10 protein-coding genes and 3 rRNA genes are annotated in these 15,696 nt (G+C 64.5%); all 13 read right to left on the reverse strand.

The window, feature by feature from the left end; all coding sequences use genetic code 11:
- Positions 1-39: 39 nt before the first annotated feature.
- The 13 genes from AB5J50_RS08940 to AB5J50_RS09000 all read right to left on the reverse strand — a co-directional run bounded on the left by AB5J50_RS08940 (position 40) and on the right by AB5J50_RS09000 (position 15,517).
- Positions 40-1,419 (reverse strand): DNA polymerase IV, encoded by a 1,380-nt coding sequence (locus AB5J50_RS08940; protein WP_369256546.1) that lies wholly within the window; start codon positions 1,417-1,419, stop codon positions 40-42.
- Positions 1,420-1,520: 101 nt separating this feature from the next.
- Entirely contained in the window at positions 1,521-2,156 is a 636-nt protein-coding gene (locus AB5J50_RS08945; RefSeq protein WP_369256548.1) for a MerR family transcriptional regulator, read from the reverse strand.
- Between the two features lie 218 nt (positions 2,157-2,374).
- Positions 2,375-2,848: a bifunctional nuclease family protein gene (locus AB5J50_RS08950; RefSeq protein WP_006123076.1), complete on the reverse strand. Its 474-nt coding sequence runs from the start codon at positions 2,846-2,848 to the stop codon at positions 2,375-2,377.
- 86 nt (positions 2,849-2,934) lie between these two features.
- Entirely contained in the window at positions 2,935-3,690 is a 756-nt protein-coding gene (locus AB5J50_RS08955; protein ID WP_369256550.1) for a MerR family transcriptional regulator, read from the reverse strand.
- Between the two features lie 43 nt (positions 3,691-3,733).
- Positions 3,734-4,693, reverse strand: a complete 960-nt coding sequence (locus AB5J50_RS08960) for an FHA domain-containing protein (protein WP_369256552.1) — start codon at positions 4,691-4,693, stop codon at positions 3,734-3,736.
- Between the two features lie 61 nt (positions 4,694-4,754).
- Positions 4,755-5,633: a DUF881 domain-containing protein gene (locus AB5J50_RS08965; protein ID WP_369256554.1), complete on the reverse strand. Its 879-nt coding sequence runs from the start codon at positions 5,631-5,633 to the stop codon at positions 4,755-4,757.
- Between the two features lie 5 nt (positions 5,634-5,638).
- Positions 5,639-5,971, reverse strand: a complete 333-nt coding sequence (locus AB5J50_RS08970; RefSeq protein WP_003988855.1) for a small basic family protein — start codon at positions 5,969-5,971, stop codon at positions 5,639-5,641.
- Complete coding sequence (locus AB5J50_RS08975) at positions 5,968-6,876, reverse strand: DUF881 domain-containing protein (RefSeq protein ID WP_369256556.1); 909 nt, start codon at positions 6,874-6,876, stop codon at positions 5,968-5,970. Before AB5J50_RS08975 ends, AB5J50_RS08970 begins: the two co-directional genes overlap by 4 nt.
- Before the next feature lie 98 nt (positions 6,877-6,974).
- Positions 6,975-9,470, reverse strand: coding sequence for a sugar phosphate nucleotidyltransferase (locus tag AB5J50_RS08980; RefSeq protein WP_369256558.1), 2,496 nt, complete (start codon positions 9,468-9,470; stop codon positions 6,975-6,977).
- 111 nt (positions 9,471-9,581) lie between these two features.
- Positions 9,582-10,190 (reverse strand): CDP-alcohol phosphatidyltransferase family protein, encoded by a 609-nt coding sequence (locus AB5J50_RS08985; protein WP_327427142.1) that lies wholly within the window; start codon positions 10,188-10,190, stop codon positions 9,582-9,584.
- A gap of 165 nt (positions 10,191-10,355) precedes the next feature.
- Positions 10,356-10,472, reverse strand: a 5S ribosomal RNA gene (rrf, locus tag AB5J50_RS08990).
- A gap of 86 nt (positions 10,473-10,558) precedes the next feature.
- A 23S ribosomal RNA gene (locus AB5J50_RS08995) occupies positions 10,559-13,678 on the reverse strand.
- A 313-nt stretch (positions 13,679-13,991) separates the two neighbouring features.
- Positions 13,992-15,517 (reverse strand): 16S ribosomal RNA (locus AB5J50_RS09000).
- The 16S, 23S and 5S rRNA genes sit together here, the layout of an rRNA operon.
- Positions 15,518-15,696 lie beyond the last annotated feature (179 nt).

A 15,696-nucleotide genomic window follows, 5' to 3' on the forward strand; every position in this document is an offset into this window, starting at 1 on the left:
CGCGACCAGCCACAGACAACCCGCACGACCAAACCGACCTCACCCCCCACGGCGATCGCACACGGCCCCCACCACCAACGGCAACGGATCCGCCAACTCCAACGCCGAGTCATCCGTACGGAACGTCCGCACACGCCCCGGCTCGGAGTAAGGCGTCTCGAACCGCACAGTCACCCTCCCCAGCCCACTCCCCTGCACCCACCCATGCCCGAACTCGGCGTGCCGCACGTCATGCCCCGCGGGCCACCGCCGCTCGACGGGCGGCACCTGCTCGGCGCCGGACTCCTCCGACGCCTCCTCCGCCTCCTCTTGATCCGCCGATTCCCCTGCGGCGGCCTCGGCCTGGGCCCGTGCCTGCGCGAACAGATCCTCCTGCGTGTAATCGGCAAGCCCCGACACACCCACCCCCAACAACCGCACACCCCCGGTCGTGTCCACCCCCTCCAACAGCCGCGCGGCAGCCTCCCGCACCACCGCTGGATCGTCCGTGGGCCCCCGCAGCGTCTCGGACCGGGTCAGCGTCGAGAAGTCGTACCGCCGAACCTTCAACACGATGGTCCGCCCGGACAGCCCGGCCCGCCGCAGCCGCCGCACACACCGGTCCGCGAGCCGCTGCACCTCCAGGCCGACCCGCACCCGGTCATGGATGTCCACGTCGTAGGTGTCCTCGACCGACACCGACTTGGTCTCCCGCTCGGCCACCACGGGCCGCTCGTCATGCGCCAGCGCCATGGCGTGAAGCGCATGCCCGTGCGCTTTCCCCAGCAGCCGTACGAGCTCGTCCTCGCCCGCCTCGGCGAGCTCCTCTACGGTGGTGATCCCGGCCCGCCGCAGATGGTCACCGGTCGCGGGCCCCACGCCCGGCAGCGTCCGCACCGACATCGGCCCGAGCAGCGCGCGCTCGGTCCCCGGCTCTATCAGCACAAGGCCGTCGGGCTTGGCCTGCTCCGAGGCGATCTTCGCGAGCATCTTGGAGGCGGCGAGCCCCACCGACCCGGTGAGCCCCGTGACGGCCCGGATGTCCGCGCGCAGCTTCTCCCCGGTCAGCCGTGCCGAGCCCTCGTCCCAGGCCGTCTCACCCGCCTCCAGGTCCACGAAGGCCTCGTCCAGGCTCAACGGCTCCACCAGAGGCGACAGGGCCCGCAGCAGCCCCATCACCTGCTCGCTGACCTCCCGGTAGAGCCCGAAGCGCGGCACGAGATACGCGGCGTTCGGCGCGAGCCGGCGTGCCTGGGCCATGGGCATCGCCGAGTGCACTCCGAAGACGCGTGCCTCGTACGAGGCGGTGGCGACGACTCCGCGTGGTCCGAGCCCGCCCACCACGACGGCTTTCCCGCGCAGGCTCGGCTTGGACGCCTGCTCCGCCGAGGCGAAGAAGGCATCCATGTCGAGATGCAGGATCGTGGGCGCGGTTCTCACATGTCCGATGCTGCCCTACGCCACTGACAATGCCCCGGTACGGCCCGCTCCCCTTGGGCCTCGCCCGGACGACAAGGTCCCGCGCGGCCCCCGCCAGGCCCTCAGACGGCTCGGTTGCGCCGCCGAGCCAGCTCGTCCGTGGGGTTGTGTCCGACGAGCGTCTCGCCCGTGTCCACGCGCTCCCCGTGCAGCTGTGACAGGGCACTCTCGACATCCCGCCACACCACGCCGACGGCGATCCCGAAGACCCCCTGGCCGCCCTGGAGCAGGGCGTGCACGTCGTCGGGGGACGTGCATTCGTAGACCGTCGCGCCGTCGCTCATCAGCGTCATCCGCTCCAGGTCCCGGAAGCCGCGCTCCCTGAGGTGCTGGACGGTGGTGCGGATGTTCTGCAGCGAGACCCCGGTGTCGAGGAACCGCTTGACGATCTTCAGGACGACGACGTCCCGGAAGCTGTAGAGACGCTGCGTCCCCGAGCCATGGGCGGGCCGCACGCTCGGCTCGACCAGACCGGTCCTCGCCCAGTAGTCCAGCTGCCGGTAGGTGATGCCCGCGGCCGCGCACGCCGTGGGACCGCGGTAACCGATCTCCTCGGAATCCGCCCCTCCCTCGCCCGGCACTGCCGTCGGCCGCCGCGGAACGTGATCGGCCGCGTTGCCGTGAAGCGGGTACGGGCCGCTCTCCCCCAGACCGCGTCCGGGGGCACCCCCAGCCGTACCGTCGCCGCTGCTTCTCACGCCGACCTCCGTCCTTGACCTGCCTTCTCGACGGTAGGCAGTCACCAGGGGCGCGTCAACGATCGCCACACTCGGCACGCCGAGTGATAATCACCCTAAGAGTGGTTTCCCGTGCCCCACCGCGGGGAAAGGCTAGCCGAATGCTCTCGGGGTGGACCGCGGCGCACCACACGCGCCGCAGGCAATTGCCGCCCGGAGCTGCCTGACGCTCCAGGGCGTCACTGGCTGTTGGTACCGAAGTCCTCGGGCGAGATCTGGTCGAGGAACTCGCGGAACTTCTCCACCTCGTCCTCCTGCTCGTCCGGGATCGCGATGCCGGCGTCGTCGAGCACCCCGTCGCTGCCGTAGATCGGCGTGCCTGTGCGCAGGGCCAGCGCTATGGCGTCGGAGGGCCGCGCACTCACCTCGACCCCACTGGCGAACACCAGTTCCGCGTAGAAGACACCCTCACGCAGGTCCGTGATGCGCACTTCGGTGAGCTCCTGGCCGACGGCCTCCAGCACGTCCTTGAACAGGTCGTGGGTCAGCGGTCGTGCGGGGGCCATGCCCTGCTGGGCGAAGGCGATCGCCGTCGCCTCCCCCGGTCCGATCCAGATGGGGAGGTAGCGGTCGCCTCCCACTTCACGCAGAAGCACGATCGGTTGGTTGGAGGGCATTTCGACCCGGACACCTACGACATCGAGCTCGTTCACACAGCAACCCTAGGCCGTGCCCGGGACGTTTGGGTAGTCGGGCACAGAACGGGTGGACGATCCACAGCCTGGGCGAGCGCCCCGGGTCAGGGCAGTCGCACGCCCAGCGCGGTCTGCACCAGTGCCGCGTGCAGCTTCACCGTGAGCCCCGCCAGCTCCTTCGTACGGGCCTCCGCGTGCGCCCTGGTCTGCGGGTTACGGTGACGTCGCAGCGGGGCCACCACTTGGTCCACAAGGCCCGCGTCACGCTCGGCCGCGGCCTTCATCGCCCGCAGATGACGCGGCTCGATCCCGAACCGCCCCAGCTCGACCACGAGCGCGGCGACGGTCACGGCTTCGGCGTCGTACACACCGTCGGGCAGGGGCGCGATCAGCCCGTACGACTCCCATTCCTCGAGCTCCTGCTCGCCGATCTCGGCGGCCGCCAGCAGCTCGGCACGGCCCACGCGGGCCGCTGTGGGCGCCTCCGGCTCCCCGAAAAGGTCCCCGAGCGGTTCCCCCTCGCCGGAGTCGCGCTGCCGCCCCACGGACGGCAGCCGCACCGGCTCACCGCGCTCCAGGGCGTCCAGATGCTCGCGGATCACCTTCAGCGGCAGATAGTGGTCCCGCTGCATTCTCAGAACGTGGCCGAGGCGCTCGACGTCGTGCGCGCTGAACTTGCGATACCCCGAAGGGGTTCGCTGCGGCTCGATGAGCCCCTCCGACTCCAGGAACCTGATCTTGGAGATGGTGACTTCGGGGAACTCGTCGCGCAGCGCGTTCAGCACCACGCCGATGCTCATCAGCCCACTGTCCGCGGCGGCGGTACCGCTGCCGGCACCGCCGCTCGGTGTTTGAAGCATGGACATTCCCTGGGAGTCCCCCCGGACGGAGTCTGGGGGAGGGTCAGATGCCCCGCTGGCTCGCGTAGAAGACCAGCCGGTACTTGCCGATCTGCACCTCGTCACCGTTCGACAGAGCGACCTGGTCGATCCGCTCACGGTTGACGTACGTGCCGTTCAGGCTGCCGACGTCGGCGACCGTGAACGAGCCGTCCGCGACGCGACGGAACTCCACATGGCGGCGCGACACGGTCACATCGTCCAGGAAGATGTCGCTCTGCGGATGACGCCCGGCCGTGGTCAGCTCGCCGTCCAGCAGGAAGCGGCTGCCCGAGTTCGGGCCACGGCGCACTACCAGGAGCGCCGAGCCGAGCGGCAGCGCGTCGACGGCCGCCTGCGCCTCCGGGGAGAGCATCGGCGACAGGGTCTGGCCCGTCACCTCGGCGTCATAGGCCTCAAGGCCCGAAATGGAGATCGTGGACGTCGTCTCGGACGGACGCTCCGCCCCGCCCCGCAGCGGCGCACCGCAGTTGGAACAGAAGCGGCTGTTCTCCGCGTTGCGGTTACCGCACCTCGTACACACCAGGGCCGACATGGACGGATCCTCCTGCCGCGGCTGCCCCCCAGGGGCATGGGACGCGTACGGATCGGAGGCGAACCCTCCACCCGTACTTGAGGTTGACGGTTCCCCGAAACCTATGCGGCCGGACTGGGCAGGGTCAACAGACGGCGCGCCCTGACCACCGGAAATGTCACCGACCTGGTCCCGGAACAGCGGGCGGTCGCCGCCCTGGCCTTCCGCGTCTCCATGGCGTGGTGCACGGTGCCGGGCAGTCGCATTGTCGCCGCTGCCCTCTCGCGCGCTCTTGCCGAACAACTTCGCAAACAACTTCACGGGCGATTCCCCTTGACCGAAACAGACCCGCCCGTGGGGCAGGACGAACCCTGATTGAACACACCGGTCGACCCGGACATCCTCACAACGTCCGTAACCACCAGACAGTTTCCACCACGCACCACCCATTCGGTGCGCCGACCCCCCGCAACCTCATGCCCTGGCCGGGCGCCCCCCATGCGGCGCCGGCTCACTGGGAGGACGACCGAGCGTAGTCAGGCCGCTTCGCCGGTCGCAAGGCGTCCACAACGATCTTCGTCGAGCGGTCCACCGTGACGGTGGCCTGCTCCTTCTCCAGTGTCTGCACCACGCCTCCGGGGATGTTGAGCGCCGGTTCCAGGTCCTGCGGCTTGCCGATGACCTTGAAACGATAGGGCTGGGTGATCTTGTTCCCGTCGACCTTCACTCCGCTGCCGGAGTCCGTCAGATAGGTGCTGGCGACCACGCGTACGCCGTTCACCTGGATCGCCTCCGCGCCGGCCGCGCGCAGCTCCTGGATCGCGTCGAGCAGCATGTCCGCCTTGACCGTCCCCTTCGTGTCGTTGATCGTCAGGGTGATGCCGGGTCCCTGCGCCGCCACGGTGCCCGCCAGAATGCCGAGTTGCTTCTCCTTCTCGACCGTCTGCTTGCGAGCCTCCTCGGCCTGGTTCGAGCTGTTCTCCAGCTCGGTACGCTGATCTTCGAGACCCTGCTTCTCGTCTTCAAGACGCTGAGTACGGTTGTCGAGTTCATCGAGGATGCGTACGAGATCTTCTTGACGTGCGCCGCGCAGGGCGCTACCGCTGTCGCTGTTGGACGCGACCTGGACGGCCAGCCCGAAACCGAGGCCGAACAGCAGCACGGCGACGATGAGTTGCGCGCGCGAGACGCGCGGCGGCCACACGCCCTTGACCAGCCGCTGACGGCCGGTCAGCGACGGTCCGGTGTCCGCATCGTGCTTCTCTTCCTCGGAACTCGCGCGAGCCGCGGCGGGCACCTCTTCGGGCAGTTCCTTGCGCAGCCGGTTCTCCGGGGTCCCGGAGCGCTGAGGGGTCTCAGAGGGCTGAGGTGTCTCGTCCTCGTTGCTCATCCGCCTCACGCCCGGAACACGTGACGGCGGATCGCCGCGGCATTGGAGAAGATGCGGATGCCGAGCACGACCACGACGCCCGTGGAGAGCTGGGCGCCCACGCCCAACTTGTCGCCCAGGAACACGATCAGCGCCGCCACGACCACGTTCGACAGGAACGACACCACGAAGACCTTGTCGTCGAAGATGCCGTCAAGCATCGCGCGCAGCCCTCCGAACACGGCGTCGAGCGCCGCCACGACGGCGATCGGGAGATAAGGCTCGACGACCGCTGGAACCTCGGGCCGGACCAACAATCCAGCCACGACTCCCACGACGAGGCCCAGTACGGCGATCACGATGTGCCCTTCTCTGTGCTCGGCTGTGCTGTACGTACGATCACACTCGGTGCGGCGGACAACCGGACATCGTCCTCGGCGGAAATGCTGGTCCGGATGCCGTAGTTTTCTTGCAGGGCGTGCAGATAGAGCCCGTCGGCACTGTTCTGGAACCTGGTGCTGAGACGCTGGCCGTCCCCCACCGCGAGCACCGTGTACGGCGGCACCAGCGGCTTGTTGTCGACCAGTATTGCGTCACCCGCGGCCCGGATCGCCGACAGGGCTGTCAGCCGCTGTCCGTTGATCGCGATGGCCTCGGCGCCCGACTCCCAGAGCCCGTTGATGACGCGCTGCATGTCACGGTCGCGGACTCGTCCGGTGTCGGAGAACCCGGAGGTCTCCCGCGGATTGCTGCCGTCACCGCCCGTGCTGGCTTCCTTGGAGTCGTTCACAACGAGCTTCACGCCAGGGCCGTGCACAGCGGTGGCACCCGACAGAATGCTCACCAGGTCTGCCTGCTCGCCGCCCCCGTCCTTCTTGAGCGCCGCACGCTGCCGCGCGCTCACATCGGCACGCAGGGTGTCCACATTGCTTTCGAGCTTGTCGGCGGCCGTGGTCTCGCGCTCGATGCGGTCGATGAGCTCCTGGCGCTCCTTCGCGACTACAGGGGCCGCTATCCGCGCGTTCGCCGCTCCCACGGTCACCACGAGGGCCGCGAGTACAAGGCCGGCCGCGAGACCGAGCTTCGCCCGCACCGTCTTCGGCATGCCGCCGGCGCCCTCGGCCTTCTTACGGGCGGCCGCCTCGGCGTATCCGTCGTCGAGGCTGTGATCCATGACGTTGGTGAGCAGCGACATGGAGGCGTCCGGGCGCGAGGGGCGCGGAGCGCTACTCCGAACGGGGGGCTGCTGCGGCATGCCGCACATCGTCGCACGTCGCGGGCACTACCTCCGAATGGCCCCACCGGCGTGCCGGACAGGCCCCCTTGGGGGCACTTGTCCGGCACGCACGCGTGCGGGGTGTTTCAGCGGCCGGCGCTGTCCACGACGGCCGCCCACTCATCGAGCAAGGCCTCCGCGGAGGCGTCGTCCGGGCCTTCGGCCCACAGATGCGTGACCGCTTCAGCGGGGTCGGGAAGCACCATCACCCAGCGCCCGTCGGTCTCCACGACCCGTACGCCATCGGTCGTGTCCACGAACCGGTCTCCGGCCTCTTCCACGACCCGGCGCATCACAAGTCCCTTGACGGCCCAAGGAGTCGCGAGATCGCGCTTGAGGACGTGCGCCCGCGGAATCCGTGCGTCGATCTGGCTGAGGGTGAGCTGCGTCCGCGCCACCAGCCCGATGAGTCGCACGAAGGCGGCCGCGCCGTCGAACACGCCGCTGAACTCGGGGATGATGAACCCTCCACGGCCATCACCACCGAAGATCGTCGACTCCTCGCGCCCGACCCGCGTCAGATCGTCCGGAGAGGTGGTCGTCCATTCCACCTGCGTCCCGTGGTACGCCGCCACCTGCTCGGCGATCCGCGTGGTGGTCACCGGCAGCGCCACCCGCCCACTGCGCCGCTCCGCGGCCACGAGGTCGAGCATGACGAGCAGGGCCCGGTCGTCCTCGACGATCCGACCCTTCTCGTCGACGAGCGACAGCCGCTCACCCACCGGGTCGAAGCGCACGCCGAACGCGGCCCGCGCGGACGCGACGATCTCACCGAGCCGCACCAGACCGGCCCGCCGCGTGTCCGCCGTCTCCGTCGGCCTGGACTCGTCGAGACCGGGATTGATGGTCAGCGAGTCGACCCCGAGCTTGCCCAACAGGCTGGGCAGCACGAGCCCGGCGCTGCCGTTCGAGGCATCCACGACCACCTTCAGCCCGGATTCCGCGATCCCGGTGGTGTCGACATTCCTCAGCAGCGAACCCGTGTACGAGTCGAAGACGCTGGCCGGGAAGTGCAGGTCCCCGATCTCTCCAGGGAACGCGCGCCGGTACTCCTGCCGCGCGAACACCCGGTCCAGCTTCCGCTGCCCTGCCTGCGACAGATCGGCGCCCTGCCCGTCGAAGAACATGATGTCGACGGAGTCCGGCACACCGGGCGTCGTCCTGATCATGATCCCGCCCGCACTGCCCCTGGCGGTCTGCTGCCGGGCCACCGGCAGCGGTACGTTCTCCAGGTCGCGTACTTCGATGGCGCTGGCCTGCAGCGCCGAGATGACCGCCCGTTTCAGCGCACGAGCGCCTCGGGAGTGGTCGCGGGCCGTGGTGACGGTGGAGCCCTTCTTGAGTGTCGTCGCGTACGCCCCCGCGAGGCGCACGGCGAGTTCCGGGGTGATCTCCACGTTCAGGATGCCGGACACACCACGGGCGCCGAAGAGATGCGCCTGGCCCCGCGACTCCCAGATCACCGAGGTGTTGACGAAGGCGCCGGCCTCGATGGTCTTGAACGGGTAGACGCGTACGTTGCCCTGGATGATCGATTCTTCGCCGACGAGGCATTCGTCGCCGATGACGGCGCCGTCCTCGATGCGGGCGGCCCGCATGATGTCGGTGTTCTTCCCGACGACGCAGCCACGCAGATTGCTGTGTTGGCCGACGTACACGTTGTCGTGAACGACGGCCCTGTGCAGGAATGCGCCGCTCTTGACGACGACATTGGAGCCGACGACGGTGTGCTCGCGAATTTCGGCGCCGGCCTCGACCTTGGCGTAGTCCCCGATGTAGAGCGGCCCGCGAAGTACGGCGTCGGGGTGCACTTCGGCGCCCTCGGCGACCCATACACCGGGGGAGATCTCGAAGCCGTCGATCTCGACGTCAACCTTGCCCTCCAGGACGTCGGCCTGCGCCTTCACATAGCTCTCAAGGGTGCCGACATCCTCCCAGTAGCCCTCGGCGACATAGCCGTAGACCGGCTTGCCCTCCTTCATCAGCTGAGGGAAGACATCGCCGGACCAGTCGACGGAGACATCGGCTTCCACGTAGTCGAAGACTTCGGGCTCCATGACGTAGATACCCGTGTTCACCGTGTCCGAGAAGACCTGGCCCCAGGTCGGCTTCTCCAGGAAGCGCTCGACCTTGCCCTCCTCGTCCACGATGGTGATACCGAATTCGAGAGGGTTCGGTACGCGCGTCAGGCAGACGGTGACCAGAGCACCCTTTTCCTTGTGGAAATTGATGAGGTCGGTGAGATCGAAGTCAGTCAGGGCATCACCGGAGATCACAAGGAAGGTGTCGTCCTTCAACGCCTCCTCGGCGTTCTTGACACTCCCAGCAGTACCGAGTGGCTTCTCCTCATTGGCATAGGTGAGCTCCATCCCGAGCTCCTCGCCATCACCGAAGTAGTTCTTGACCAGCGATGCCAAGAACTGGACAGTAACGACGGTCTCGTTGAGCCCATGCCTTTTGAGCAGCCTGAGCACGTGCTCCATGATCGGGCGGTTCACCACCGGCAGGAGCGGCTTGGGCATGCTTGAGGTCATAGGACGAAGGCGTGTGCCTTCGCCTCCGGCCATCACGACGGCCTTCATGTCGGAAGCGTCCTCCTTGAAGAGACGGTCTAGCCGACTTCACCCGTCCAGATTGTCCCGCACTTTTCGTCCGCGGGCCATCGAGCCACTACAGCCGCGCAATCGGCGAGCTCAATCGGCCATGGCGTCCGCCCTGAGAAGACGGCGGACCTGAACCACGTAGAGGATTCCTGCCCACCAGTAGAGCGTTGTACCCCATCCGGCGAACGCCCATCCGAAAATAGCAGCGGGTGTCGCGATCCATCCGCTTGCGTCACTGAGCAGCAGCAACGGGAAGGCATACATCAGGTTGAAGGTGGCCGCCTTCCCCAGGAAGTTCACCTGGAGGGGCGGATAGCCGTGACGCCGGAGGACGGCCACGACCACCAGCAGAACCAGCTCACGCGCCAGAAGTGCAGCCGTCAACCACAGCGGAAGAATCTCGCGCCAGGTGAGGCCCACGAGAGTGGACAGAATGTAGAGCCGGTCGGCTGCGGGATCGAGAAGCCGGCCGAGGCTGCTGATCTGGTTCCAGCGCCGCGCGAGCTTCCCGTCCAGATAGTCGCTGATACCACTCAGCATCAGTACGAGCAGCGCCCAACCGTCGCTCTTGGGACCGCCGAACTCCGGCCTGAGGATCAGCCACAGGAAGATGGGCACGCCAGCAAGGCGCGCCATGCTGAGGATGTTCGGGATGGTGAGGACCCGGTCCGTCTGGACGCGGGTCTCCTGGACCTCCACCCGGGGGCCTCCTGTGGGAAATGAGCCAACGATGCCCCCTGACCCTACCCGCAGCCTTCACGCTGCGATGCGGAGGGGGGAGGCATCATCGGGAGGACTCTCCCTGGAAAACAAAAAAGCTCCGGCTCTTGGGCGTTATGCCCAAGAGCCGGAGCTCTAAAAGGAGTTCGGCGGCGTCCTACTCTCCCACAGGGTCCCCCCTGCAGTACCATCGGCGCTGTGAGGCTTAGCTTCCGGGTTCGGAATGTAACCGGGCGTTTCCCTCACGCTATGACCACCGAAACACTATGAAACTGTCAACCGGAGCCGTGGCATAGCTACGACGGTTGTTCGTGGTTTCAGAACCAACACAGTGGACGCGAGCAACTGAGGACAAGCCCTCGGCCTATTAGTACCAGTCACCTCCACCCGTTACCGGGCTTCCAGATCTGGCCTATCAACCCAGTCGTCTACTGGGAGCCTTACCCTCTCAAGGAGGTGGGAATACTCATCTCGAAGCAGGCTTCCCGCTTAGATGCTTTCAGCGGTTATCCCTCCCGAACGTAGCCAACCAGCCATGCCCTTGGCAGGACAACTGGCACACCAGAGGTTCGTCCGTCCCGGTCCTCTCGTACTAGGGACAGCCCTTCTCAATATTCCTACGCGCACAGCGGATAGGGACCGAACTGTCTCACGACGTTCTAAACCCAGCTCGCGTACCGCTTTAATGGGCGAACAGCCCAACCCTTGGGACCGACTCCAGCCCCAGGATGCGACGAGCCGACATCGAGGTGCCAAACCATCCCGTCGATATGGACTCTTGGGGAAGATCAGCCTGTTATCCCCGGGGTACCTTTTATCCGTTGAGCGACGGCGCTTCCACAAGCCACCGCCGGATCACTAGTCCCGACTTTCGTCCCTGCTCGACCCGTCGGTCTCACAGTCAAGCTCCCTTGTGCACTTACACTCAACACCTGATTACCAACCAGGCTGAGGGAACCTTTGGGCGCCTCCGTTACTCTTTAGGAGGCAACCGCCCCAGTTAAACTACCCATCAGACACTGTCCCTGATCCGGATCACGGACCCAGGTTAGACATCCAGCACGACCAGACTGGTATTTCAACGACGACTCCACAAACACTGGCGTGCCTGCTTCAAAGTCTCCCAGCTATCCTACACAAGCCGAACCGAACACCAATATCAAACTGTAGTAAAGGTCCCGGGGTCTTTCCGTCCTGCTGCGCGAAACGAGCATCTTTACTCGTAGTGCAATTTCACCGGGCCTATGGTTGAGACAGTCGAGAAGTCGTTACGCCATTCGTGCAGGTCGGAACTTACCCGACAAGGAATTTCGCTACCTTAGGATGGTTATAGTTACCACCGCCGTTTACTGGCGCTTAAGTTCTCAGCTTCGCCACCCCGAAGAGTGACTAACCGGTCCCCTTAACGTTCCAGCACCGGGCAGGCGTCAGTCCGTATACATCGCCTTACGGCTTCGCACGGACCTGTGTTTTTAGTAAACAGTCGCTTCTCGCTGGTCTCTGCGGCCACCCCCAGCTCAAGGAGCAAGTCCTCTCACCGGTGATGGCCCCCCTTCTCCCGAAGTTACGGGGGCATTTTGCCGAGTTCCTTAACCATAGTTCACCCGAACGCCTCGGTATTCTCTACCTGACCACCTGAGTCGGTTTAGGGTACGGGCCGCCATGAAACTCGCTAGAGGCTTTTCTCGACAGCATAGGATCATCCACTTCACCACAATCGGCTCGGCATCAGGTCTCAGCCTCATGTGCGACGGATTTGCCTATCGCACGGCCTACACCCTTACCCCGGGACAACCACCGCCCGGGATGGACTACCTTCCTGCGTCACCCCATCACTCACCTACTGCAGGTCTGGTCCGTCGGCTCCACCACTCCCCTTTGCCCGAAGGCTCCGGGGCGGCTTCACGGACTTAGCATCGCCTGGTTCAATGTTTGACGCTTCACAGCGGGTACCGGAATATCAACCGGTTATCCATCGACTACGCCTGTCGGCCTCGCCTTAGGTCCCGACTTACCCTGGGCAGATCAGCTTGACCCAGGAACCCTTAGTCAATCGGCGCACACGTTTCTCACGTGTGTATCGCTACTCATGCCTGCATTCTCACTCGTGAACCGTCCACCACTGCCTTCCGGCGCGGCTTCACCCGGCACACGACGCTCCCCTCCCCATCACAGCCGCCGTTGGGCGTATTGCTGCAATGACACGACTTCGGCGGTACGCTTGAGCCCCGCTACATTGTCGGCGCGGAATCACTAGACCAGTGAGCTATTACGCACTCTTTCAAGGGTGGCTGCTTCTAAGCCAACCTCCTGGTTGTCTGTGCGACTCCACATCCTTTCCCACTTAGCGTACGCTTAGGGGCCTTAGTCGATGCTCTGGGCTGTTTCCCTCTCGACCATGGAGCTTATCCCCCACAGTCTCACTGCCGCGCTCTCACTTACCGGCATTCGGAGTTTGGCTAAGGTCAGTAACCCGGTAGGGCCCATCGCCTATCCAGTGCTCTACCTCCGGCAAGAAACACACGACGCTGCACCTAAATGCATTTCGGGGAGAACCAGCTATCACGGAGTTTGATTGGCCTTTCACCCCTAACCACAGGTCATCCCCCAGGTTTTCAACCCTGGTGGGTTCGGTCCTCCACGACCTCTTACAGCCGCTTCAACCTGCCCATGGCTAGATCACTCCGCTTCGGGTCTTGAGCGCGCTACTGAATCGCCCTATTCGGACTCGCTTTCGCTACGGCTTCCCCACACGGGTTAACCTCGCAACGCACCGCAAACTCGCAGGCTCATTCTTCAAAAGGCACGCAGTCACGAGGCAAGCACAAGTGCTTGCCCGACGCTCCCACGGCTTGTAGGCACACGGTTTCAGGTACTATTTCACTCCGCTCCCGCGGTACTTTTCACCATTCCCTCACGGTACTATCCGCTATCGGTCACCAGGGAATATTTAGGCTTAGCGGGTGGTCCCGCCAGATTCACACGGGATTTCTCGGGCCCCGTGCTACTTGGGTGTCTCTCAAACGAGCCGTTGATGTTTCGACTACGGGGGTCTTACCCTCTACGCCGGACCTTTCGCATGTCCTTCGCCTACATCAACGGTTTCTGACTCGCCTCACAGCCGGCAGACTGTGAAAGAGAGATCCCACAACCCCACATGCGCAACCCCTGCCGGGTCTCACACGCATATGGTTTGGCCTCATCCAGTTTCGCTCGCCACTACTCCCGGAATCACGGTTGTTTTCTCTTCCTGCGGGTACTGAGATGTTTCACTTCCCCGCGTTCCCTCCACATACCCTATGTGTTCAGGTATGGGTGACAGCCCATGACGACTGCCGGGTTTCCCCATTCGGAAACCCCCGGATCAAAGCCTGGTTGACGGCTCCCCGGGGACTATCGTGGCCTCCCACGTCCTTCATCGGTTCCTGGTGCCAAGGCATCCACCGTGCGCCCTTAAAAACTTGGCCACAGATGCTCGCGTCCACTGTGCAGTTCTCAAACAACGACCAACCACCCATCACCCTGCCCTACTGGGCAAGTTCACTGGGGCCGGCACTGAAGGCAGCCGTATCGGCCGTACCTTCAGACACCCAACAGCGTGCCCGACACCCTCGCCACTCATGATCAGCTTTCCACGCCCCGAAGGACAGTACTCACAGCCCGAGATGACTGACGGTGCCGAATAATCAACGTTCCACCCATGAGCAACCACCGTCGGACGTGTGCCGACGTAATGGCCCTGGACCACCAAGCAAGCTTGGCGGCCTAGATGCTCCTTAGAAAGGAGGTGATCCAGCCGCACCTTCCGGTACGGCTACCTTGTTACGACTTCGTCCCAATCGCCAGTCCCACCTTCGACAGCTCCCTCCCACAAGGGGTTGGGCCACCGGCTTCGGGTGTTACCGACTTTCGTGACGTGACGGGCGGTGTGTACAAGGCCCGGGAACGTATTCACCGCAGCAATGCTGATCTGCGATTACTAGCAACTCCGACTTCATGGGGTCGAGTTGCAGACCCCAATCCGAACTGAGACAGGCTTTTTGAGATTCGCTCCGCCTCGCGGCTTCGCAGCTCTTTGTACCTGCCATTGTAGCACGTGTGCAGCCCAAGACATAAGGGGCATGATGACTTGACGTCGTCCCCACCTTCCTCCGAGTTGACCCCGGCAGTCTCCTGTGAGTCCCCATCACCCCGAAGGGCATGCTGGCAACACAGAACAAGGGTTGCGCTCGTTGCGGGACTTAACCCAACATCTCACGACACGAGCTGACGACAGCCATGCACCACCTGTACACCGACCACAAGGGGGCGACCATCTCTGGCCGTTTCCGGTGTATGTCAAGCCTTGGTAAGGTTCTTCGCGTTGCGTCGAATTAAGCCACATGCTCCGCTGCTTGTGCGGGCCCCCGTCAATTCCTTTGAGTTTTAGCCTTGCGGCCGTACTCCCCAGGCGGGGAACTTAATGCGTTAGCTGCGGCACCGACGACGTGGAATGTCGCCAACACCTAGTTCCCACCGTTTACGGCGTGGACTACCAGGGTATCTAATCCTGTTCGCTCCCCACGCTTTCGCTCCTCAGCGTCAGTAATGGCCCAGAGATCCGCCTTCGCCACCGGTGTTCCTCCTGATATCTGCGCATTTCACCGCTACACCAGGAATTCCGATCTCCCCTACCACACTCTAGCTAGCCCGTATCGAATGCAGACCCGGGGTTAAGCCCCGGGCTTTCACACCCGACGTGACAAGCCGCCTACGAGCTCTTTACGCCCAATAATTCCGGACAACGCTTGCGCCCTACGTATTACCGCGGCTGCTGGCACGTAGTTAGCCGGCGCTTCTTCTGCAGGTACCGTCACTCTCGCTTCTTCCCTGCTGAAAGAGGTTTACAACCCGAAGGCCGTCATCCCTCACGCGGCGTCGCTGCATCAGGCTTTCGCCCATTGTGCAATATTCCCCACTGCTGCCTCCCGTAGGAGTCTGGGCCGTGTCTCAGTCCCAGTGTGGCCGGTCGCCCTCTCAGGCCGGCTACCCGTCGTCGCCTTGGTGAGCCACTACCTCACCAACAAGCTGATAGGCCGCGGGCTCATCCTTCACCGCCGGAGCTTTTAACCCCCACCCATGCGGGCAGGAGTGTTATCCGGTATTAGACCCCGTTTCCAGGGCTTGTCCCAGAGTGAAGGGCAGATTGCCCACGTGTTACTCACCCGTTCGCCACTAATCCACCCCGAAGGGCTTCATCGTTCGACTTGCATGTGTTAAGCACGCCGCCAGCGTTCGTCCTGAGCCAGGATCAAACTCTCCGTGAATGTTTTCCCGGCTGCGTCTAATTAAAGACTGCGGGTGGACACCACGAGAGCGGAACCTCCCGAGGAATAATCGGAAGGTTCACAGCGTCCTCGCTGTGCGCCTACCAGGCAGTGCCCGGCAGGACTTTTTCAAAGGAACCTCGTCCCAGCCGATCGGCCGGAGACGGGGTATCAACATA

It is taken from the genome of Streptomyces sp. R35 (assembly GCF_041053035.1).
GTDB lineage: Bacteria > Actinomycetota > Actinomycetes > Streptomycetales > Streptomycetaceae > Streptomyces > Streptomyces lutosisoli.

Excerpts from the sequence above, each read along its gene's own strand:
- AB5J50_RS08955 (WP_369256550.1), bottom strand. The coding sequence starts at position 3,690 with ATGCTTCAAACACCGAGCGGCGGTGCCGGCAGCGGTACCGCCGCCGCG.
- AB5J50_RS08960 (WP_369256552.1), bottom strand. The coding sequence starts at position 4,693 with ATGGGTGGTGCGTGGTGGAAACTGTCTGGTGGTTACGGACGTTGTGAG.
- AB5J50_RS08965 (WP_369256554.1), bottom strand. The coding sequence starts at position 5,633 with ATGAGCAACGAGGACGAGACACCTCAGCCCTCTGAGACCCCTCAGCGC.
- AB5J50_RS08975 (WP_369256556.1), bottom strand. The coding sequence starts at position 6,876 with ATGTGCGGCATGCCGCAGCAGCCCCCCGTTCGGAGTAGCGCTCCGCGC.
- AB5J50_RS08980 (WP_369256558.1), bottom strand. The coding sequence starts at position 9,470 with ATGAAGGCCGTCGTGATGGCCGGAGGCGAAGGCACACGCCTTCGTCCT.